Raw genomic sequence first — 22,223 nt, 5'->3', positions numbered from 1 at the left:
CGCCGTGCTTCCGTGGACGGGACCGGCGCATCGGCTAGGATCGGAGACTAACAAGGGGAGTTGCAGGCCTGGGGTCCACCGGCTTTACCGGACGGCCTGCGGTCACTGATGAAGTGATCAGCTCGGCAGCTCCCGGACAGTCTAGGAGGAGCGCGTGTCCCACCCGATCGATGTCGGATCAGTACTAGGTGGCCGTTACAAGGTCACTGCCACTGTACTGACCTCACATGACCAGGATCTGGTGCTGGCCGGTGTGGACCAGGTACTCAACCGTGCCGTGAGCATCCTTGTGGCCGGCCCCGACAATGCCGATCAGGTGGCGCAGAGCGCCCGGGAAGTCGCCACAGGGGAGCGTCCCGGGCACGTACAGATCCTGGATCTGGGCGTCAGTGACGACACGACGTACCTCGTCACCAACGACACCCCGGCCGCTGACCTGCTGGATCTGGTGGTATCGTCCAACCCGCCGTACGTCGAGCCGTTCTTCACCGACACGCTGGGCAGCGAAATCTTCGGTCAGCCGCGCTCCCACGAGCCCGAAACCTACGACGAAGAAGAGATGGACGCGGGCTACATCAACTACGGGCAGAATCAGAAGCCGGCCGCGCCGGCGCAGAAGTCCAAGCCGGCTGTGCCGCTGGTTTCCCCGGCCCGCCCGCAATTGCGTCCGGCCACGTCGCCCCCTGCCGCGGCCGCCGCTGGCACTGCAGGACGTGCTGATGGCGCCGCAGCGGCAGCGTCGGCCAACGCGAAATCCCCCGAAACCGCGACCCAGCAGGCCGCCTCTCACGTCACGGCTCCCCAGACGGTCCAGGGAGGCTCCCCAAAACCCGCTGGACGTGACTCCACACCGCCGGCTCCCGCGGAAACACCCAAGGTTTCGCTGTGGTCAAAAGAAGACTACGAACACCCCGACAGCCGGAGGGCTTCCCAGCAGGGTGAGGCCCCGGCGCTTGCCGCTGCGGCCGGGAGTGCGTCGGCAAACCGCGCCCCCGGGTTCTTCCCGGGCTCGGCCCGGAGCAGCGACTCCACGGCAGATGACGAGTACTACGGCAAGGACGAGGAACCTCAGCGCGAGCCCCGCTCCCTGCGGTGGCTGGTTGGCGGACTGCTGGCCGCGGTCCTCGTGGTCGGCCTGGTTCTTGCTGTAACCAACCTCGGCAGCCTCTTCAAGACCACTCCGGAGCCCGTTGCCGGCGGCACTACGTCCCCCAGCGAGCCCGGTCAAACGCAGCCGTCAGGCGCCAGCGCCGCGCCGGCCGCAGGCCCACCCGCCATTGAGAACGTTACGCGGCTGGGAAATTTCGATTTTGCCGGTACCTATGACGGCGACCTGGTCAAGACCTTTGACGGCAACGCCGCGAGCTACTGGTCGGAAATGGAATTCGCCACGGACAACTGGGGTGGCCTGACCGCCGAGGTTCCGCTCGTCGTCAAGCTCAAGAACCCTGCCGAGGTCTCCTCGGTGACGCTGAGCCAGCTGGGGGCGTCCGGCGGCAGCATCAGCGTCCTCACCAACGACCGGCCGTCCATGGACGGCGCCAAGCAGATTGGCAGTAACAGCTTCACGTCCCCGGATCTGACGATATCCCTGCAGGAGCCCACCACCGCGCAGTATGTCATCGTCTCCATCAAGGCCCTGCCCAAGCTGGCGGCCCCAAAGACCCGCTACGGATATGGCCTTCGTCTGGCCGAGATCAAGGTCCAGTAGCGGACCTGTCAGCGGCGCAGTTTCCGGCGCTCCTCAGTACCAAATCTGTAGCCTGAGAGTTGGTGCCTTCCGGTGATGCCCAGTCCAACCGGAATATTCGGCACCAAGTGGTAGTTGTGCCATGTGGCCGACCATCCAGGCGGGCGAGTCGACAAAGGAAGAGGTTCACCGTTTAGTGAGCAACGCAGAAAACACCGCGTCCGAAGTTCGTGATGTCATCATCGTCGGCTCCGGCCCTGCGGGCTACACCGCCGCGGTGTACACGGCGCGCGCCAACCTGAAGCCGTTGCTCCTGGCCGGTTCAGTCACCGCCGGCGGCGAGCTGATGAACACCACGGACGTTGAGAACTACCCGGGTTTCCCGGATGGAATCATGGGTCCGGACCTGATGGAAAACTTCGAGAAGCAGGCCGCCCGGTTCGGCACCGAAATCCAGTTCGAGGACGTTACCGAACTGGATCTCGACGGCGACATCAAGACCGTGACCATCGGCTCGGGGGAGATCTTCCGGGCGCGGTCCATCATCCTCTCGACTGGTTCCGCCTACCGTGAACTTGGGTTGCCGAACGAAAAGCGCCTTTCCGGTCACGGTGTCAGCTGGTGTGCAACCTGCGACGGTTTCTTCTTCAAGGGACAGGACATCGCCGTAATCGGCGGAGGCGACTCTGCCATGGAAGAGGCACTATTCCTCACCAAGTTCGCGAAGTCTGTCACCGTGGTCCACCGCCGCGACACCCTGCGGGCCTCCAAGATCATGGCCGACCGCGCCCTGGCACACGACAAAATCAGTTTTATCTGGAACACCGGCGTTGAGGATGTCCTCGGCCAGGACAAGGTCACAGGTCTTCGCTTGAAGAACCTCGTGGACGGCGCCGAAACAGAGCTCGCCGTCACGGGTGTCTTTGTGGCAATCGGCAACGATCCGCGCACGGACCTCGTCAAGGGCAAGCTGGACCTGACCCCCGAAGGCACCATTGCGGTCGACGGCCGTACCTCGAAGACCAGCATCAAGGGCGTTTTTGCCGCCGGCGACGTCATCGACCCGACCTACCGCCAGGCCATCACGGCATCGGGGTCCGGCTGTGTAGCCGCCCTTGACGTCGAGCACTACCTCGCAGACTTCCAGGCCTAATCGGCGCGCAGCAACCAACCCAAGAAAGACAGGGCCATGAGTAACGCAAAAGACGTAACAGACGCCAGTTTCGGCACCGATGTACTGGCTGCTTCCAAACCGGTCATCGTGGACTTCTGGGCCGAGTGGTGCGGCCCGTGCCGCAAGCTCGGACCCATCCTCGACGAGATCTCCGAGCAGTACAGCGAGAAGGTGGACGTCGTCAAGGTGAACGTAGACGACAACCCGGCGATCGCAGCCCAGTACGGCATCACCTCCATTCCCGCCGTCTACCTGTTCCAGGACGGCGAAGTGAAGGGGACCGTGATCGGCGCCCGCCCCAAGCAGTTCTTCGAGAAGGAATTCGCGGACGTATTGTCCTAGTACCGGCACGGTCTGTGCTTAGTGCAGACCAGGCGCCAAGGTGGCCTCACTTCCGTTGCAGGGAGTGGGGCCACTTTTTTTGTGACGCGATTTGGGTTAGGGCCCTGCGCGGAGGTTCAGGCCTTTGACAGTTCGCAGGGGAACGACTGATTATGCATAAGTAATTGCATTTACGTTGCTTTCCGATCCCAAGTTGCCTGGTTCATGCCTGCCTGCCTGCCTGCCTGCCACTGCGAGTCAACCCGACCCTGACCGGGGATAGGCTCTCCGGCTTCATGGATGAGTGGCGGATGGGACGCAACAATTCGCTGTTCTCGTTTCACGTGAAACATCCGCATCGAAGCAACGGACATGGCAGCGTCTCCCGCAGTAGGTCATCGCCCCCCGGACGGCAACGCGGTGTGCTCCGGGAAGCGGAGTGGCCGGCTGAGACCGGCAGCGAGCGGAACATACGCCAGCTCACATGGCGCCGCACCGCTTGCATACTAACCAGTGGACCAGAGGCGTCGCCCACTTCCTGTTCAGAAGTAAGACGGCGCCAACCCTGGTGACAAGAGCCAATCGTGGCTTGCCGTCGGACCAACGCCATACGGGCGGCGCTAACCGATAATGCACCTGCCTAAACGAAGCCTCCGGTATCGGAGCAGCCCTCCAACACTATCTTTGACCTTCTCCTGCTCCAGCTCCACGCGAACACAAACCGAGGCTACTGTGCGGCATAAAGGACAACTGCCAGGTTGCGCCTGCTATGTTTCACGTGAAACGACCGCGGCGCGGTCGAGTTGGCGGTCGCGACTGAACGGTCTTGGGGTGGCGGGTTGTCATCCCGAATTGCTACCCGCCACAGGGTGCGGTATCTCGTTTCACGTGAAACATCTCCCTGCTGGAACCCGCAGAACCCCGGTCGTCGTCTGTTCGTGCTTCGCGAATGCGCCGCCTCGATGCATCCTGGAAGGTCCAAAGGACTCACAGTTTCACGTGAAACCTACTTGGTGCACGACTCCAAACCAATCAGAATCGTGGTTGTTTCACGTGAAACGCCCCGCCGGAACTCAGAGTAAACCGGACCCCGAGCGCAGAAACCCTCGCGCACCCTACCATTCGATAATTGACTCTCACCTATGGCGCAGGCTCTCTGTGCGGCGGGACAAAGGCGCCTGCCGGAAACTGTTCCTCTTGGCTTGGATACTTGAGCGCTACCCACGCACGGCGGACCGGGAGTTGTCAGCTGTAGCGGTTCCAAATCCTGGAGCCACACCTCGACGTAGCTGCCTCGGTTGCGCAAACGCCCGGATGGAAAGTGTTGGGACTTCGTTTCACGTGAAACATCATCGTCCACACCTCCCGGGCCCGCCGCCAGCGCGAAAGGAAAGCTCAACGGCGGACCGCACCCTCCATGCTGCCGGAAGCAGCCCTGGGGGCCTCCCCGCGGTCCTATTGCGCCCGGTGCGGCACTCGCAGTCCTCCAACGCCGCCACAGCGCCACAAAGGCTCGGGGCCGTGCTCTTGGAGGTATCGATACGTCAGTACTTCCGGTCCGCTTCTTTACTCCCTTGAACCGGAATGCCACCGGCCTATCGCTGGCAGACGTGGTTCTCCGGGCTTGGAAGGGTCCGCCCGCTGGCCGTAGTGGCCGCTTTTGTAGCTGCGGACTACGGACTCCGCTGAGTCCGGGAGGGGATAATGCACTGGTCTCCGCCAATCCGGAGGCACCCCAGCCAACCACTATGGCGCCCAGGCCCCTTGCGGCACACAAGGGGACTCTGACACCGCCCCCCAGATGGCAGGCATCATCCTTGTCAACAGGCAAACCCGGGGATTCGCGTGCCCGGAGATAGATTCCTGATCCAGGCCTGGAACAAAGGCCATGCCGCGGTCGGTTTCGCGTTCCGCCAATTGACCACCACAACCACGGAACAAGGGCCCATCCCAACAGGCGACCATCCGGGACCACACAGCGTGCCCATATGAAGGGGGCCGTCCGGGGATAACGCACGCCAGACGGCGGGTTGTGGTGTGGCCGTTCCCGGGTCCCTGGACACGGCGGGTCCGGGCGAACGAGCCCCGGGCAGAAGACACAGGCTCGTACAAATGGCTGCCCAGCATGGCCCCTGCCGGAGCGGAATTTTCTGGTCAGCTCACGGTGGACTTTCCTGCGCGTCCCGCATGGTTTTCCAGCAGGACCGCCCGAGCCGCCGACGCGGATTCTGTGAGCGGAAGCCACACCGGCGAGTTTGAGGAACGTCTCCGGTCACGTGCCGGCAGGAGCTACGGCGTTCTGAAGAGGGTTGGACAACTGCCGCCCCTTTGGTACGACTGAGTTGTGAGGGTGTCCGATATGAACGCTGCTTGCGCAACGGATAAATGGATCCAGGGCATTCGCAACAGCTACCAGCCCGGGCATCACGGAGACACTAACCACAGGTTTCTCCACAGACTTTATACACACAGTTATCCACAGGCTGTGAGGGATTTGTCACAGCACCGAGGAACGGTCCTGCACCGCCGCGGAAGGGCAATCCGATGCTGCGTACCAGGAGGTTCATCTGCAGCATTCCGTGCAGCCGGCCCGAGACACCACTGGATGGATCGTTGCACCCGAGTCCAAACCGCGAAATTCCCCTCAGATGCAGCAAAAATTAACCGCTGGCAGGTGATTCAGAAGGCGCGGGTATGGGCAAATCGGATCATGGCCCAGAACCAGCGAATGTTTCACGTGAAACAGGGATAAGCCTCCATCCCCGATCAGGTGACTCCAGCCCTCCACATGGTTTCCCGCAACCCCAGCGCCGGAGAACTGGTTCGGGTTTTCCTCCGGGACAATCCACAAAGTTATCCACAGCAGTATCCACCGCTGCATCCGCTGATCAATCCACTGTTCTCACCTCTGCTTCCGGCCCGGCCGGAGCCCCCTTGTCGGTCGGTTCATCACCCCGGTAAGCGACCCGCCATCACCCGCTTCATCGGACGCAAACGGTGGACAGCTGGGAATGGTCACGGGACCGCTTGCGGCCGTCCTTGGCACAACGAATGCCTGCCATGGGCTGCCTCTCGGAGCTTCCCACACAAGCGCACCGCAGCCGGAAGGCCAGCAGACCCAGGCAGGCCACGCAGCGGAAATGTCCCACCCGGTCCGGGGTGTTCGTCGTGGGGGAGCGCACCATCGGGCTCTCAGAACCGCCGGGATCGGTGCACAGTGCCCTCCCATGGCCCCCCTGGAGATGGGAACCTGCCAAGGGCAAGACAGTACCGCTTAGATTCCGAACGATCTCCAGCCGCACCGCTTCTTCTCAATTGCACGCCCGTACCGGCGATTGCGCTTCTGGTCCCCATCCTTCGTGAGCAGAGTGCGCCGTGCGGCAGTCCGGAGGACCCCGGAGCTTCTTCGAATGCCCAGGCGCCTGGGACCTGTCGTTATCGCGGGTCGCTGGAGGCCTCCCAGCGCTCCGGAGACGCCTGTGTTGATGCCATTCCTAACCTGGGCCCCGGGCGGTCCGCAGAAGTCCCCTGATGGCCGCGTAGCCCCCTGCCGAGACCGTAGGCCGGTCCTTCGCCTAGGGGCCCGTGTATCGCGTCTGCATCCATTCTGGTGCCCGTTGACAGAACTTTCCGAGGCAAGGCCGCGCTCCAGGACATACACTGCAGTGCTGATGAATGAGCCGGACTGCCTGAACGAACTGAGCGGGTAAGTTACAGGAAGCAGCCCCGATCGAAGGAATGTGTCCGTGGACCGGGGGCGCCCTCGCTTTCAGCAAGCCACCGTCACGAGTCTGAATGTTTCACGTGAAACCTAGGCCGCGCGCAGCGCACTCCAAGAGGGGACCACCAGAGACAGGTTTTCGTTCGCCACGACGCGTGTTTCTGCATGCGTACTGCTTCCGTCTGTGTGTGCGTGCACGGACACTGTGATTGGCCGGCCCGTCTGTTGCAGGGTATCGTCGCCATTCTGGAAACAAAGAAAGTTTCCTGAGGGGTCAATAACTGCACCTGTCATCTTCCGCCCAGAGTATCGATGATGTTCAGGCATGCCAGCCACGATGAGGTTCCCATGCAGCTGTTCCACATGCACCAGTCCAAGCCCCAGTAGTCCGGTGAAGAGCTCCATGTTTCACGTGAAACGACCGGATCTCTGTTCCGACCGGACCCCGAACACCAAAGGTGGGAAGTGCCGTCCCACCTTTGGTTGAGCGCAGTGAAACGCGCACCCAGGGGGTAAGGGATCTGTTCCGGATCACCGGCCTCGCGCGGGCAGGAGCACCTGCCGGTATTGCATCACTCTCGTTGCGGGCAATTGCTACTGGAGTGGCGTCACGAACCTCACGCTGCGGCCTATTTTCACTCTCCATACAGAACAGCACGCTCCAGCCGCCGACGACCCGCGCGCCTTCTGGGCCGTAGGGGTCTCTTCCGAGCCCACCGTGCGAAATATAGCGGGTACGGAGAATCTGTGTTATCGCAGCGGGTACACCACGGCCAACAACAAAGGGTCCTGTTTCACGTGAAACAGGACCCTTCGATGGCGCGCGGGGGACTAGCTGGAAGCTCCCGGCGACAAGACATCCATGATCCGGTTCAGGTCCTCCACGCTCGCGAACTCGATACTGACCCGGCCCTTGCGTGCACCAAGGGAGATTTTGACGTTGGTATCGAGCCGGTCAGAAAGCGACGAAGCAAGATAATCCAGGCGTTCGTGCCGCGCACCGGGCCGCGGAATATTGTTCTTGGGTGCCGTCGAAGGATTCTGGTAGAGCGTCACGGCCTCTTCGGTGGCGCGAACGGACATGCCCTCAGCGACGATTTTCTGCGCCAGGCGTTCCATGGCGGCAGCATCCGGAAGTGCCAGGAGCGAGCGGGCGTGGCCGGCGGAGATGATGCCGGCCGCTACACGGCGTTGGACCAGTGGCGGAAGCTTGAGCAGGCGGAGCGTATTCGAGACCTGGGGGCGTGAACGTCCGATGCGGTCGGCGAGTTGTTCGTGCGTGGTGCCGAAGTCCTCCAGCAACTGCTGGTAAGCGGCAGCCTCCTCGAGCGGGTTCAGTTGGCTCCGGTGCAGGTTCTCCAGGAGGGCATCGCGGAGGAGGTCGTCATCGGTTGTATCCCGGACGATGGCGGGGATGGTTTCAAGGCCCGCGGCCTGTACTGCCCGCCAGCGGCGCTCACCCATGACGAGTTCATAGGGTTCTCCACCTTCTTCAGATGAAGTGCGGACAACAATTGGCTGGAGAACACCGATTTCGCGGACCGAGTGAACCAGTTCCGCCATGTCGTCCTCATCGAAGACGGAGCGGGGCTGCTTGCGGTTGGGGTGGATGTCAGTGACCGGGATTTCCGCGAAGCGGACACCAGGTACCTCGACAAGTTCCACGTCGCGGTCCTCACCCTTAGCTGACGCTGTCTTCCGTACCGGCGGTTTCTTCGCCCGGGGGGCCGTTTTCGAATCCGGCGCGTCGGAATGGCCGGCCGCGGCCGGTGCCGGTGGCGAAAGGGGTGCGTGCGGCTCTGAGGTTGATTTCTCGGGGGCAGCGGTGGTTGTTTCCGTGGCCGCCATTTCAGCTGCCGGTGTCCGCTTTCGGCCCTCCGGAAAGAACAGATCCACGGGACGGGACGGCGCTGAACCGTTGCCGGAAGCCGCAGCGGAACTTGGAATGAGTGCCCCAAGTCCACGGCCGAGGCCGCGTCGCTTATCGCTCATGGATAAATCCCTCCATTGAAAGAGCCGGGCATAACCGGGCTCTAGTTAGTGCAATTCCTGAAAAGATTCTAACGTTTCGCGATTTCGGCTGCGGCTTCCAGGTAGGACAGAGCACCACTGGATGAGGGATCGTAAGTCATCACGGTTTGCTGGTAGCTGGGAGCCTCGGAAATGCGTACAGACCGGGGAACCACAGCGCCGAGGACCTGCTCCGGGAAGTGCTCGCGTACCTCGGCTGCCACCTGGGCAGCGAGGTTCGTTCGGCCGTCGTACATGGTCAGAAGGATGGTGGAGACTACGAGATCGGCATTCAGGTGCTTCTGGATCATTTCGATATTCTTCAGCAGCTGGCTCAGTCCCTCAAGTGCGTAATACTCGCACTGGATCGGAATGAGCACCTCACTGGCCGCACAGAACGCGTTGACGGTCAGGAGCCCCAGGCTCGGCGGGCAATCGATGAAGATGTAGTCCAGCCGCTCCTCACCATTCTTCGCCCGTTCCTTGGCGTACACGTCAATCGCACGGCGGAGGCGCTGTTCGCGGGCAACGAGGCTGACCAGTTCAATCTCGGCGCCGGCCAGGTGGATCGTTGCAGGTGCGCAGATCAGATTGTCAATGTCCGGGCAGGGTGCCACAACGTCCTGCAACGGGTAGTCGTTGATGAGCACGTCGTAAATGCTGTCAACGTCGGCGTGGTGTTCAATTCCAAGGGCGGTCGACGCATTGCCCTGTGGATCGATGTCGATAACCAGCACGTTCAGGCCAGCAGCAGCGAGGGCGGCGGCAATGTTGACCGTGGTGGTCGTTTTACCCACTCCGCCCTTCTGGTTCGAAACGGTGAAGATGCGGGTCTTGTCCGGCTTCGGCAGCGCGCGGCCCAGGAGGCGTTCCCGGCGTTTGTTTTCATGGGCCAGCTCACGCGCAATGGGGCTGGAGTCATCGATGGAGTCCAAAACATTCTTTGTGGGGGCAGCAGATGTTTCACGTGAAACGTTTGCCATTCCGGCGGTCTTTGCAACCGATGCCGTGCGATTTCCGGCGTTATTGCGAGCGACCGGAGGCACAACGAAGGCCCGTGCGGACCCCAGGGACACAAACGGGGGGATCCGTTGTGTGGAGGCTTCGCTACTGGTCACTGTGACACACTCACTCTCGTTCGGCTCTTTCTGCCGGTTACTAGCCTAACCTCTTACCCTCGGAGTCCGGGGCGACGGGCTTGTGCTAGGCAATCTTTTGAGGCTTATTCACAACGATTCGGACCACGGTTGTGGGTTCTTCGAGAAGGTCCTCGCCCACCAGTACAACGGAAGTCTGGGTGCCGCCGAGTTTCCGAATCACCTTGGCGGCCTTTTCGATTTCCTCGCCGGCGCTGCGTCCCTTGATCGCGACCACTTCACCCTTGCCCGCCAACAGCGGAATGGTCAGTCCGGCGAGGTTGGAGAGGGCCGACACGGCGCGTGCCGTGACGACGTCGGCGTTCACCATACCAACCGCGAGCTCCGCGCGCGTGCGCATGATGGTGACGTTGTCCAGCCCGAGATCGTCCACGACTTCCTGGAGCCAGATGACGCGCCGTTCGAGGGGTTCGATCAGGGTCAGTTCCAGATCCGGCCGGGCAATTGCCAGGCACAGGCCGGGGAGGCCTGCGCCGCTGCCGACGTCGGCCACATGGCTTCCCTCGGCAATCAGGCTCTCGATGACAGCACAGTTCAGCACGTGCCGGCTCCACAGCCTGGGCACTTCGCGGGGCCCAATCAGGCCCCGTTCCGTCCCGGACGTGGCGAGGTGCTCCACATAGCGCGTGGCCAGGTCCAGCCGGTCCCCAAAGATCTTCTCGGCAGCCTGCCGTTCGGCCGCGGTAATTTCAACCATCAAACTAACCGGCGGCTTCAGACTGCGGAAACGACGATGTGGCGGTCAGCGCCTTCGCCTTCGGACTCGCTGATGAGTCCCAGGTCAGCGACGGCGTCGTGCACGATTTTCCGCTCGTAGGCGCTCATCGGCGCCAGAGCCACGGTCTCGCCGGACTCCTTCACGGACGCGACAGCACCTTCGGCAATCTTCTGCAGCTCACCGGAACGCTCCGAGCGGTAGCCGTTGATGTCCAGCACCAGCCGGGAACGGTTCTCCGTCGCGGACAGCACAGCAAGCCGGGTCAGTTCCTGCAGGGCTTCGAGGACTTCGCCGTCCTTGCCTACGAGGCTCTCCAGCCCGGCTGCTTCGTCCTCAGCGACGATCGAGATGTAGGTGCGGCCGTTGCGTACTTCAATGTCAATATCTCCGTCGATGTCGGCAATGTCCAGCAGTTCCTCGAGGTAGTCCGCCGCGACGTCGCCCTCTTCCTCAAGGCGGCTGGCGGAGGTACCCTTGCCCTCGGCGTCCCCGGAATCCTCAGAGTCCCCTGCGCCTGCGCCTGAGTCAACATCGCCCGAGTCAACGTCCTGCTCGGTATCCTGGACGGCACTCAAGGCGTCGTCCTGGACTTCGATGGCTTCAGCGGAAATAGCGTGTTCGGTGCTCTCGGCGGACATTACTTCCTCTTCCTGTTCTTGCGTTGTGGCTGGATGCGCTGGCTCTTGGCAACCAGGGCCGCCGCGGCCGCCGCCTCAGCGGCCTCGGCCTCGGCTTTCTTGGCGCCCGACAGGGGCAGGGCCGGCAGACCCTTGGCGGCGCGGCGGTCGGCCAGGGCCTTGGCGGCGGGCGATCCCGGTGTCGGCATGCGGCGGATCACGAAGAACTGCTGCGCCATGGTCCAGAGGTTGGTGGTGGTCCAGTAGATCAGGACGCCGATGGGGAAGTTGATGCCGCCCACGCCGAAGACGATCGGGAGGATATAAAGCATCATCTTCTGCTGCTTCATGAACGGGCTGGCCATGGCCTCTTCGGACATGTTTTTGGCCATGATCTGCTTCTGCGTGATGAACTGCGAGGCCGTCATGGCCAGGATCATCACGATCGAGAGGATCCACACCGCGACCACGTTGCCGCCGGGAGGGGTGCCGTGCAGCAAGGTGGCGGACAGCGGGGCACCGAAGATGCTGGACTTGTCGAACTGAACCACCTGTTCGTGGCTCATGGCACCGATGCCCTTGCCGCTGTTGGCCGCCGTCGTAATGCCGGACAGCACGGTGAAGAGGGCAAAGAAGAACGGCATCTGGATGAGCATGGGCAGGCAGGCCGAGAACGGGTTGGTGCCGTGCTTCTTGTACATGGCCATCTGTTCCTGAGCCATGGCCTGGCGGGACAGCTGGTCGGTCTTGCCCTTGTACTTGTCCTGGAGCTTCTTCAAATCCGGCTGCAGCAGCTGCATGCCGCGCTGGGCCTTGATCTGCTTGACGAACACGGGAATCAGGGCGGCGCGGATCACCAGCACCAGCCCAATAATGGACAGCGTCCACGTCCAGCCGTTGGCTGCGGGCATGCCGATGGCGCTCAGGCCATCGTGGAAGACCACCATGATGGCGGACACAAGCCACTTGAACGGAAACATGATTGTTTCGAAGAAATCCATACGATATCCCTATTCGTCAGGCCGCAGAGCGGCCTTCTCCATCAGTCTGAGCAGCCAGGTACTTGTCCGGATTATTCAGCACAACAATTGTGGGGGTTCGGTCTGCGGGCCACTCGCAGTTGCCGGCGGGGACATGGTCCACACCGCCGGCATTCCAGGGATGGCAGCGCACCAGACGCTTGGCCGCCAGCCAGCTTCCCTTGACCGCGCCATGGACCGTGATCGCCTCAAGGGCATAGGCCGAGCAGCTGGGGAAGAAACGGCAAACCTGGCCGTACAGCGGTGAGATCACCTTGCGGTACGCCAGGAGCAACAGGATGAGGATATTGCGGGGCAAGTTCCAGACTGCCCGGCCCAGCCACACTGCTGCGGATTTTGCAGGAGGGACGACGGCGCCAGCTAAGTTACGCACGCGGGGTCCCTTCCTGTGTTGTCTCGTAAGAAACTGAAGGAGCAGCCTTCGGAAGGCGGCTGCCCAGCCGTTTCATGTTGCTTTCCAGGGCGGCGTCGTAGTCTGACCGCAGCTGCTCGAAGCTGGCACCCGCCGCGGCGGGCAGGGCCCGGACCACGATCGCGAACCCGCTGCCGTACTGCTGCAGCGACAAGGCGCCGACTTCTCTCAGTCTTCTCTTAACGAGGTTCCTGACAACAGCGTTCCCGACACTCTTGGAAACGATGAATCCGATCCGGCTTGTTTCACCGGCAGTGAGAGCTGCCGTATATAACACTACGTTCCGGCGTCCATTGCGGACACCGGAACGTACAGTTGTTGAAAAATCGGTTGATGTCCTCAGACGGTTGCGGGTGGCCAGCACCTTTACACTCGCACAGGGATGTGGACCGACGAGTCAGTTATTTAGGCCGACAGCTCGGTGCGACCCTTGCCACGACGGGCTGCCAGGATGGCGCGGCCGGCACGGGTACGCATACGAAGGCGGAAGCCGTGCTTCTTGGCTCGACGGCGGTTATTCGGCTGAAAAGTCCGCTTGCTCACGTTAGTTACTCCAGTGGGATCAAAGGTGCGCCCACCCGATCAAGGGGAAGAACTGGTCGACGCTAAGTTTTGTATGTGCCGCTTCCCTCGACTCGCAAGACGCTGGGCGTCGGGTGAGGTTCAAATGAGGAAAAAAGCGTACACATGGGACTTCACAACGTTAGGGCTTGCCGCCCTCCCGAGTCAAACCGGGGGTCGCGCCGCAGACTTTCCACAGCTGTGGCTAAGTGCCGCTCCAGCCTGTGGATGAAGTGCGTCACGCGCCTCGTTTTCGAACTACAACGATGTGATTATCCACAGGACAGAACCCAGCTATCTTCTGGCCTTTTGATCACCTAGAGTGGCTCAGTAACCCATTATCCACGGACTGTGCATAACCCTGTGGATTATCCGGGGTCCAGTGCGCTGGACCGACCCGTGCGGCTGCAGGTAATGAAGGCAAGCAAGTTTGAGGAACTGATTGATGACAGTAGACGAAGCCAACCAAGCCAACACTGTCGGAAGTTCCTGGCGGCGGGTCGTGAGCCTGCTCGAGAACGATCACCGTGTTTCACCCCGGCAGCGTGGCTTCGTCATCCTCGCCCAGGCCCAGGGCCTGATCGGGTCCACCCTGCTGGTCGCCGTGCCAAATGAGCTCACCCGCGAAGTACTGCAGACGCAGGTGAAGGAAGCCCTCGACGACGCCCTCCGGAACGTGTTCTCCGACGAAATTCGGTGCGCGATCGACGTCGACACCGATCTGGTGCCGCTCCACACGGAGCCGGAACCCGCCATCGAGCTGTCCCTGGCAGCCGATCCCTCAGTGGAACTGAAGCCGCAGCCGATGCTGCCCAGCACCTCCCACGAATTTGGCCGGCTCAATCCAAAGTATGTCTTCGACACCTTCGTGATCGGTTCCTCCAATCGCTTCGCCCACGCAGCGGCTGTCGCCGTGGCTGAAGCGCCGGCCAAGGCCTACAACCCGCTTTTCATCTACGGGGACTCCGGACTGGGCAAGACCCACCTGCTCCACGCAATCGGCCACTATGCCCGCCGGCTCTACAGCGGGATCCGGGTCCGGTACGTGAACTCCGAGGAATTCACCAACGACTTCATCAACTCCATCCGTGACGATGAAGGCACGAGCTTCAAGACGACGTACCGCAACGTGGACGTCCTGCTGATCGATGACATCCAGTTTCTGGCCGGCAAGGACCGGACACTGGAGGAGTTCTTCCACACCTTCAACGCCCTGCACAACAACAACAAGCAGGTGGTCATCACCTCCGACCAGCCGCCCAAGCTGCTCGCCGGCTTTGAGGACCGGATGAAGTCGCGGTTCGAGTGGGGCCTACTGACGGACATCCAGCCGCCGGAACTTGAGACCCGGATTGCGATTCTTCGGAAGAAGGCCCTCAGCGAGGGTCTGTCCGCCCCGGACGACGCCCTGGAATACATCGCCTCGAAGATCTCCAGCAACATCCGCGAACTCGAGGGCGCGCTGATCCGTGTCACGGCCTTTGCCAGCCTCAACCGCCAGCCGGTCGACGTTGCCCTGGCCGAGATGGTTCTCAAGGACCTCATCACCGACGACGGGGCCCAGGAGATCACCTCCGCGCAGATCCTCACCCAGACCGCCGACTACTTCAAGCTCAGCATGGAAGAACTCTGCAGCAAGTCCCGGACCAGAACCCTGGTGACCGCCCGGCAGATCGCGATGTACCTGTGCCGCGAACTCACGGACATGTCCCTTCCCAAGATCGGGCAGGAGCTCGGCGGCCGAGACCACACCACGGTCATCCACGCGGACCGCAAGATCCGTGAGCTGATGGCCGAGCGCCGAGTGATCTACAACCAGGTGACCGAGCTGACCAACCGGATCAAGCAGCAGCAGCGCAATTCCTGAGCTGTCCGGCCGCGCACTCCTACCTTATTAACAGGCGCCTGTGGACAAGCCTGTGGATAGTTAAGGGGACAACTGCGGTTAATGGGCTTAAAACCCTTAAGGAACCTGTGGATCAGCGGAACGTCCCAAAAAGTTATCCCCATCCACACCCTGTTTAAAACCCGCTCCGCCCACAGTCCATGAACAGGGCTTAACCGCGGAATCGCACCGCCAAACAGGGTTATCCACAGTATCCACAGCAGTTATTAACACTACTAATCCCTAGAAAATGAAATTCCCTCAAATAACAATTTCGATCCGCACCCCGCACAGAGCCCAGGACCGTCCCGGCCCCCGCCGGAAACCGGCACCGGACCGGCCGGTCCGAACCACACGGATGTAACCCGGCGATGGGAGAATCACACTTCTTCCGGCTAAGCTGTCTGCAGTGTGTCCGTCCTGGACATCTTTTGTAATTCCCCGCCGGACCCAGCGCCCGGCGACCAGCGATGACAGCAGCAATGAAAGGCGGCACCCTTCCGTGAAGTTCAGAGTCGAGCGGGACGTCCTGGCAGAAGCCGTGACCTGGGCCGCCCGGTCGTTGTCTCCGCGGCCGCCAGTACCCGTGCTTTCGGGCCTGCTTCTCAAGGCTGAAGGCGGTACCGTCAGCCTCTCGAGCTTCGACTACGAAACTTCGGCACGGCTCGAAATCGCAGCTGACATCACCACCGAGGGCACGATCCTGGTCTCGGGACGCCTGCTGGCCGAGATCTGCCGCAGCCTGCCGTCCGCACCGGTCGACATCGAAACCGACGGGAGCAAAGTCACCCTGAGCTGCCGCCGAAGCAGTTTCCACCTGGCCACCATGCCTGAAGCCGAGTACCCGCCGCTGCCCGCATTGCCGCCGATCAGCGGCACGGTCCCGGGCGATTCGTTCGCCCAGGCTGTTTCGCAGGTGATCATCGCCGCAAGCAAAGACGACACCCTGCCGATCCTCACCGGCGTGCGGATGGAGATCGAGGACGACCTCATCACGCTGCTGGCCACCGACCGTTACCGGCTCGCCATGCGCGAGGTCCCGTGGAAGCCCGTCACCCCGGGCATCTCCACCAGTGCCCTGGTCAAGGCCAAGACGCTCAACGAAGTTGCGAAGACCCTTGGCGGCAGCGGCGACATCAACCTTGCCCTCGCCGAAGACGACAGCCGGCTCATCGGGTTCGAAAGTGGCGGCCGCACCACAACGTCGCTCCTCGTTGACGGGGACTACCCCAAGATCCGCTCACTCTTCCCCGAATCAACCCCAATCCATGCGACCGTGCAGACCTCGGACCTGGTCGAGGCCGTGCGCCGCGTCTCGCTGGTGGCCGAACGCAACACCCCCGTCCGGCTCGCGTTCACCCAGGGCCAGCTGCACCTCGACGCCGGGACCGGCGAGGACGCGCAGGCCTCGGAAGAACTTGAATCCCAGCTCACCGGTGACGACATCACCGTGGCCTTCAACCCGCACTACCTGATCGAGGGCCTGGGCGTCATCGAGACCAAGTTTGTGCGTTTCTCCTTCACCAGTGCGCCCAAGCCGGCCATGATCACGGCCCAGAGAGAGGCCGACGGCGAGGACCAGGGCGATTACCGTTACCTCGTCATGCCGGTCCGGCTGCCCAACTAGCCGGCAGCCGCTTCCGCTGTAATCCTTTGGAACGGTCAGGCCCCGCTGGCTGACGCCAGCACCCGAAACACCCCCAGCGCAGAAAAGAGTTCATCTAAGTGCACATCGGACTGATCGGTCTGGGAAAAATGGGTTTCAACATGCGCGAACGGCTGCGCAAGGGCGGAATCGTCGTCACTGGTTTTGACAGCAACCCGGACATCACCGACGTCGCGAGCGTTGACGAACTGATCTCCGCCGTGCCGGCCCCGCGCCTGATCTGGGTGATGGTGCCCTCCGGCGAGATCACCAACGCCGTGATCACCGAACTCGGCGGCAAGCTCGGCGCCGGCGACCTGGTGATCGACGGCGGCAACTCCCGCTTCACTGAGGACCAGAAACATGGGGCCGCACTGGCGGAAAAGGACATCCGGTTCGCAGACTGCGGTGTTTCCGGTGGCGTCTGGGGCCTGCAGAACGGCTACGGGCTGATGGCCGGCGGCGATGCCGCGGATATCGAACGGGCGATGCCCGTCTTTGACGCACTCCGTCCTGAGGGTGACCGCGCCGACAGTTTCGTCCACGTCGGCGGGATCGGTGCCGGCCACTACGCCAAAATGGTCCATAACGGCATCGAATACGGGCTCATGCAGGCCTACGCCGAAGGATACGAACTCCTGGCCGCCAAAGACATTGTCACCGACCTTCCTGGCACGTTCCGTGCCTGGCAAAAGGGAACTGTCGTGAGGTCCTGGCTTCTGGACCTCATGGTCAAGGCCCTTGACGAGGACCCCGGCCTGGAATCGATAGACGACTACGTCGAGGATTCCGGCGAAGGCCGCTGGACTGTGGAAGAGGCAATCGCCAACGCCGTGCCCGCCCCGGCCATCACGGCAGCACTCTTTGCCCGTTTCTCCTCCCGGGAGGACAACTCTCCGGCGATGAAGATGGTTTCGGCACTGCGCCACCAGTTCGGCGGGCATGCTTCCCGTCCGGCCAAGTAGTCCTGCCCTGAAGTCCTGAACCCGGCGTGTACCTAGAACAACTTTCGCTCACGGATTTCCGCAGCTATGCACAGGTGGAGCTGAGCCTGGAGCCCGGGGTTACAGTGCTGGTCGGCTCAAACGGCATCGGCAAAACCAACTTGGTGGAAGCCATCGGCTATCTGGCCACTCTCAGTTCACACCGGGTCAGTTCCGATGCGCCGCTGCTGCGGTTCGGCACCGAACGGGCCATGATCCGCGCGAAACTGGTCCGCGGCGAACAGTCAACCGTGCTCGAACTGGAAATCAACAGTTCCCGTGCCAACCGCGCCCGGATCAACCGCAGCAATCCGGTCCGGGCCCGGGACATCCTGGGCATCTGCCAGACCGTCCTGTTTGCCCCGGAGGACCTGGCCCTGGTCAAGGGCGATCCGTCCAGCCGGCGCCGTTTCCTCGATGAGCTCCTGGTCAGCCTCATCCCGCGGCATGCGGCCACCCGCAGCGACTACGACCGGGTGTTGAAGCAGCGCAACGCGCTGCTGAAATCAGCCCGGACCGGAAAATTCAGCACGGGTCATGAGGCCACCCTGGAAGTCTGGGACCAGCATATGGCCCGGGCCGGCGCCGAATTGCTGCATGCACGGCTCGAACTGGTGGAACGGCTCCGGCCCCATCTCAGGAACTCCTACGCACAACTCACTGACGGGTCCAAGGAAGCCGGTGCCATCTACCGCTCCACGCTGCAGGGTGCCGTGGAAGACGACGGCGAGGTACCGGCCGCGGCTGCCGGGGCCGCCGAGGATCTGCGGCTGCTCTCCGTCGACCAACTCACCGGGCGTTACGTCCAGGCTTTCGCCTCCTCACGGCGCAGGGAGCTGGACCGCGGGATATCCCTCGTTGGACCGCACCGCGACGAGCTCGAACTGGTCCTGGGGGAGGCACCCGCGAAGGGGTATGCCTCCCATGGTGAAACATGGTCCATGTGCCTATCCCTGCGGCTGGCCTCGTACTACGTGATGCTCGACGACGCCCGGACCGGCGGATCCGCCCCGATCCTGATCCTGGACGACGTTTTTGCCGAGCTTGACGTCCAGCGGCGGCGTAAACTGGCCGCAATAGTATCCGGCGCCGAGCAGGTGCTTGTGACTGCCGCCGTCGAGGAAGATATCCCGGCGGAGTTGGCCGGGCGGCGGGTAAAGGTAATCCCGGGAGGAATCGATGAGCGGGAAGATCGATGAATAAGGATACCGACGGCGGCCTGCAGCCGGGCCGCGATCCCGACGACATCGACGCTGCCCAGTCGGCCCTTAACAGGATGCGCGAGGCGGCTGCGTCCCGCGGCGAAATCCGGCGCAAGGCCCCGCCGCGGCCGGGTAGTACTCCGCAGAAGACCGGCCGGAGTTCCGGCAGCACCCGAGGCTTCGGACAATTCCACGGCACCGGCCGGGATCCGATGGGGCTCGGCAAGGTAGTTGGCCGTCTCGTGGCGGAGCGGGGCTGGAGCTCTCCGGTCGCCGTCGGCTCGGTGATGGCCGAGTGGGCGACACTCGTGGGGCCGGAGATTTCCGCCCACTGCACCCCCGAGAGTTTCACTGACACGACCCTCCACGTCCGCTGTGATTCCACCGCCTGGGCCACCCAGCTGCGCCTGCTCAGCATGAGCCTGCTGGAGAAGTTCCGGACCGAACTCGGCGACGGCGTGGTGACCAAGATCCAGGTCCTCGGGCCTGCGGCGCCGAGCTGGCGCAAGGGCGGCCGGACCGTCAACGGACGAGGCCCGCGGGACACGTACGGATAACTCTGCAGGGCCCTGCAGACCTTCCGCGGCCCCATCAGTACCGGATCTGAAGCACTCCTTGCAAAACTCTTGAAAAAACCGCAAACGGCATGTAGGGCGCTCAGACGCACCGGAGTCGTATAGGAACCCGCATCCGGTAGTCCTGGAGCCTTGCAGGTGGAGTCTGTGGCCTCCCAGCGGTACATTCCTCCCCGTTTGGGCCCCTGGAATGCGGGTTTCACCCCTATAACACGGTAGAATCGTGGAAGATAACTGGGCGCCGGTGAAACGTTGACTGAGTCCGTTTCCGACGCAATATCCGCGTGCGGTAGACGGATCCTCGAGCCAGCAGCTTCACCGGTGTCATCAGTGACGTGCCCGTTGGCAGTAGCTGTTTCCTCCGGGAAGGGGCAACGGCCGGCCTTCAACGAAAAAGAGGAGTCGAAAGCGCCTGTGGCTAACGACAATGCAGAGATCCCGGCAGTGGAACCAACAGCGGCGGGAACAGCGGACACCCCGCCCGAAGCGGCAACTCCCCACGGCTACGGCGCCAGCGACATCACGGTGCTCGAAGGCCTGGAAGCTGTCCGGAAACGTCCCGGCATGTACATCGGTTCCACCGGGCCGCGCGGCTTGCACCACCTGGTCTATGAAGTTGTGGACAACTCGGTGGACGAGGCCCTGGCGGGGTACTGTACCCACATCGAAATCGTCCTGCAGGCGGACGGCGGAGTCAAGGTGGTCGACAACGGCCGCGGCATTCCCGTCGACATGCACCCGACCGAGCACAAGCCCACTCTGGAGGTCGTGATGACCATCCTGCACGCGGGTGGCAAATTCGGCGGAGGCGGCTACGCGGTATCCGGCGGCCTGCACGGCGTGGGTATCTCCGTTGTCAACGCACTCTCGAGCCGCGTCGACACCGAGGTCCGCCGGCAGGGCCACGTCTGGCGGATGTCCTTCGCCGACGGCGGCAAAACGCAGGGCGGCCTGGTGCAGGGCGAAGAGAGCACTGAAACCGGCACCACCCAGACGTTCTACCCGGATGCCGGCATTTTCGAATCCACGGATTTCGATTTCGAAACGCTCCGCGCCCGCTTCCAGCAGATGGCCTTCCTGAACAAGGGACTGCGGATCACACTCACCGATGAGAGGCGTGCTACGGAGGAACAGTCCAAGGACGGGGACCTGGACCTCGACGCAGTGCCGGTCGAAGGTGAAGTGCCGGCTGAGTTCCACACCGTCGTGTACCAGTACGACGACGGGTTGCTGGACTATGTGAAACACCTCAACTCCGGCAAGAAGGTCGAGGTGGTCCACGAGGACGTCATCGCGTTCGAAACCGAGGACAAGGAACGGCACATCGCCCTGGAAATGGCGATGCAGTGGACCAACGCGTACTCCGAGAGCGTCCACACCTACGCCAACACCATCAACACCCACGAGGGCGGCACCCACGAAGAGGGCTTCCGCGCCGCGATGACCTCGCTGATCAACCGCTACGCGCGGGAGAAGAGCATCATCAAGGAAAAGGATGACAACCTCACCGGTGACGACATCCGCGAAGGCCTCACGGCGGTCATCTCGGTCAAGCTGGCCGAGCCGCAGTTCGAGGGCCAGACCAAGACCAAACTCGGCAACTCCGAGGTGAAGGGCTTCGTCCAGCGCGTCGTCACGGACGGACTGGGCGACTGGCTCGAACGCAACCCCGGCCCGGCCCGCGATGTCATCCGCAAGGCCATTTCGGCAGCCCAGGCCCGGATGGCGGCGCGCAAGGCCCGCGACAACGCCCGCCGCAAGAGCCCGCTGGAGTCCTTCGGCATGCCCGGCAAACTCTCCGACTGCTCCTCGAAGAACCCGGAGAAGTGTGAGGTCTACATTGTGGAGGGCGACTCCGCCGGCGGTTCCGCAAAACGCGGACGCAACCCGGAAACCCAGGCCATCCTGCCGCTGCGCGGCAAGATCCTGAATGTGGAACGGGCCCGGCTGGACAAGGCCCTGGGCAACACCGAGGTCCAGTCCATGATTACCGCGTTCGGCACCGGGATCGGCGAGGACTTCGACCTGAGCAAACTGCGCTACCACAAGATCGTCCTCATGGCCGATGCCGACGTCGACGGCCAGCACATCACCACTCTGCTGATGACCCTGCTGTTCCGCTACATGCGCCCGTTGATCGAGAATGGCTACGTCTACCTCGCGCAGCCGCCGCTGTACCGGATTAAGTGGTCCAACGCCCCGCACGACTACGTCTACAGCGACCGCGAACGCGATGCGCGGCTGCTGTCCGGACAGGCCGCCGGCCGCCGCATCCCCAAGGACAACGGCATCCAGCGCTACAAGGGCCTCGGCGAAATGGACTACACCGAACTGTGGGACACCACCATGGATCCGGATCACCGCACCCTGCTGCAGGTCACCATGGACGACGCCCTGGCCGCGGACCAGACCTTCTCCACCCTGATGGGCGAGGATGTCGAATCGCGCCGAAACTTCATTCAGCAGAACGCCAAGGACGTTCGGTTCCTGGATATCTAGCGGCACCAAAGGC

At 62.6% G+C, this 22,223-nt stretch carries 17 protein-coding genes; 9 read left to right on the top strand and 8 right to left on the bottom strand.

Annotated elements, in window-relative coordinates:
• The first annotated feature begins 154 nt into the window (after positions 1-154).
• From ACZYX4_RS02140 to trxA, 3 genes are all read left to right on the top strand, one after another.
• On the top strand, positions 155-1,711 hold the full coding sequence (locus ACZYX4_RS02140; RefSeq protein ID WP_463873338.1) for an ABC transporter substrate-binding protein: 1,557 nt from the start codon (positions 155-157) through the stop codon (positions 1,709-1,711).
• Between the two features lie 175 nt (positions 1,712-1,886).
• A complete protein-coding gene (gene trxB, locus ACZYX4_RS02135) occupies positions 1,887-2,843 on the top strand; it encodes a thioredoxin-disulfide reductase (protein WP_463873336.1) in 957 nt (318 codons plus the stop codon).
• A 36-nt stretch (positions 2,844-2,879) separates the two neighbouring features.
• Entirely contained in the window at positions 2,880-3,206 is a 327-nt protein-coding gene (gene trxA, locus ACZYX4_RS02130) for a thioredoxin (RefSeq protein WP_463873335.1), read from the top strand.
• A gap of 4,531 nt (positions 3,207-7,737) precedes the next feature.
• Here the strand turns inward: trxA and ACZYX4_RS02125 are convergent.
• The 8 genes from ACZYX4_RS02125 to rpmH form a co-directional block, all read right to left on the bottom strand.
• The gene (locus ACZYX4_RS02125) at positions 7,738-8,898 is read right to left on the bottom strand and encodes a ParB/RepB/Spo0J family partition protein (RefSeq protein ID WP_463873334.1); all 1,161 of its coding nucleotides are present in this window, start codon (positions 8,896-8,898) and stop codon (positions 7,738-7,740) included.
• A gap of 68 nt (positions 8,899-8,966) precedes the next feature.
• Complete coding sequence (locus tag ACZYX4_RS02120) at positions 8,967-10,034, bottom strand: ParA family protein (protein ID WP_463873333.1); 1,068 nt, start codon at positions 10,032-10,034, stop codon at positions 8,967-8,969.
• Positions 10,035-10,119: 85 nt separating this feature from the next.
• A complete protein-coding gene (gene rsmG / locus ACZYX4_RS02115; RefSeq protein ID WP_463873331.1) occupies positions 10,120-10,770 on the bottom strand; it encodes a 16S rRNA (guanine(527)-N(7))-methyltransferase RsmG in 651 nt (216 codons plus the stop codon).
• Positions 10,771-10,787: 17 nt separating this feature from the next.
• Positions 10,788-11,429, bottom strand: a complete 642-nt coding sequence (locus tag ACZYX4_RS02110; RefSeq protein WP_463873330.1) for a Jag family protein — start codon at positions 11,427-11,429, stop codon at positions 10,788-10,790.
• Positions 11,429-12,409 (bottom strand): membrane protein insertase YidC, encoded by a 981-nt coding sequence (gene yidC / locus ACZYX4_RS02105; RefSeq protein WP_463873329.1) that lies wholly within the window; start codon positions 12,407-12,409, stop codon positions 11,429-11,431. The genes ACZYX4_RS02110 and yidC overlap by 1 nt, the downstream gene beginning before the upstream one ends.
• A gap of 16 nt (positions 12,410-12,425) precedes the next feature.
• Positions 12,426-12,821 carry a membrane protein insertion efficiency factor YidD gene (yidD, locus tag ACZYX4_RS02100; RefSeq protein ID WP_463873327.1) on the bottom strand — a complete coding sequence of 132 codons (396 nt, stop codon included), beginning with the start codon at positions 12,819-12,821 and terminating at the stop codon, positions 12,426-12,428.
• A complete protein-coding gene (rnpA, locus tag ACZYX4_RS02095) occupies positions 12,814-13,224 on the bottom strand; it encodes a ribonuclease P protein component (RefSeq protein WP_463873326.1) in 411 nt (136 codons plus the stop codon). Before rnpA ends, yidD begins: the two co-directional genes overlap by 8 nt.
• Before the next feature lie 41 nt (positions 13,225-13,265).
• Positions 13,266-13,403: a 50S ribosomal protein L34 gene (gene rpmH / locus ACZYX4_RS02090; RefSeq protein WP_003800212.1), complete on the bottom strand. Its 138-nt coding sequence runs from the start codon at positions 13,401-13,403 to the stop codon at positions 13,266-13,268.
• Positions 13,404-13,866: 463 nt separating this feature from the next.
• On the opposite strand from rpmH, the gene dnaA reads away from it, so the two are divergent.
• The 6 genes from dnaA to gyrB all read left to right on the top strand — a co-directional run bounded on the left by dnaA (position 13,867) and on the right by gyrB (position 22,210).
• Entirely contained in the window at positions 13,867-15,288 is a 1,422-nt protein-coding gene (gene dnaA / locus ACZYX4_RS02085; protein ID WP_463873325.1) for a chromosomal replication initiator protein DnaA, read from the top strand.
• A gap of 520 nt (positions 15,289-15,808) precedes the next feature.
• A complete protein-coding gene (gene dnaN, locus ACZYX4_RS02080) occupies positions 15,809-16,933 on the top strand; it encodes a DNA polymerase III subunit beta (protein WP_463873323.1) in 1,125 nt (374 codons plus the stop codon).
• A 98-nt stretch (positions 16,934-17,031) separates the two neighbouring features.
• Complete coding sequence (gene gnd, locus ACZYX4_RS02075; protein ID WP_463873322.1) at positions 17,032-17,916, top strand: phosphogluconate dehydrogenase (NAD(+)-dependent, decarboxylating); 885 nt, start codon at positions 17,032-17,034, stop codon at positions 17,914-17,916.
• Positions 17,917-17,942: 26 nt separating this feature from the next.
• Positions 17,943-19,133, top strand: a complete 1,191-nt coding sequence (gene recF / locus ACZYX4_RS02070; RefSeq protein ID WP_463873321.1) for a DNA replication/repair protein RecF — start codon at positions 17,943-17,945, stop codon at positions 19,131-19,133.
• Positions 19,130-19,693, top strand: a complete 564-nt coding sequence (locus tag ACZYX4_RS02065) for a DciA family protein (RefSeq protein ID WP_463873319.1) — start codon at positions 19,130-19,132, stop codon at positions 19,691-19,693. The genes recF and ACZYX4_RS02065 overlap by 4 nt, the downstream gene beginning before the upstream one ends.
• A 432-nt stretch (positions 19,694-20,125) precedes the next feature.
• Complete coding sequence (gyrB, locus tag ACZYX4_RS02060) at positions 20,126-22,210, top strand: DNA topoisomerase (ATP-hydrolyzing) subunit B (RefSeq protein WP_463873318.1); 2,085 nt, start codon at positions 20,126-20,128, stop codon at positions 22,208-22,210.
• The last annotated feature ends 13 nt before the right edge of the window (positions 22,211-22,223 follow it).

Source organism: Pseudarthrobacter leeuwenhoeki (assembly GCF_055412885.1).
This window is presented reverse-complemented; position numbering and strand designations above follow the sequence as displayed.

What these genes read in the sequence shown, in the direction of transcription:
- yidC (WP_463873329.1), bottom strand. Translation starts at nt 12,409, where the DNA reads ATGGATTTCTTCGAAACAATCATGTTTCCGTTCAAGTGGCTTGTGTCC.
- ACZYX4_RS02110 (WP_463873330.1), bottom strand. Translation starts at nt 11,429, where the DNA reads ATGTCCGCCGAGAGCACCGAACACGCTATTTCCGCTGAAGCCATCGAA.
- dnaA (WP_463873325.1), top strand. Translation starts at nt 13,867, where the DNA reads ATGACAGTAGACGAAGCCAACCAAGCCAACACTGTCGGAAGTTCCTGG.
- ACZYX4_RS02125 (WP_463873334.1), bottom strand. Translation starts at nt 8,898, where the DNA reads ATGAGCGATAAGCGACGCGGCCTCGGCCGTGGACTTGGGGCACTCATT.
- trxA (WP_463873335.1), top strand. Translation starts at nt 2,880, where the DNA reads ATGAGTAACGCAAAAGACGTAACAGACGCCAGTTTCGGCACCGATGTA.
- ACZYX4_RS02065 (WP_463873319.1), top strand. Translation starts at nt 19,130, where the DNA reads ATGAATAAGGATACCGACGGCGGCCTGCAGCCGGGCCGCGATCCCGAC.
- rsmG (WP_463873331.1), bottom strand. Translation starts at nt 10,770, where the DNA reads ATGGTTGAAATTACCGCGGCCGAACGGCAGGCTGCCGAGAAGATCTTT.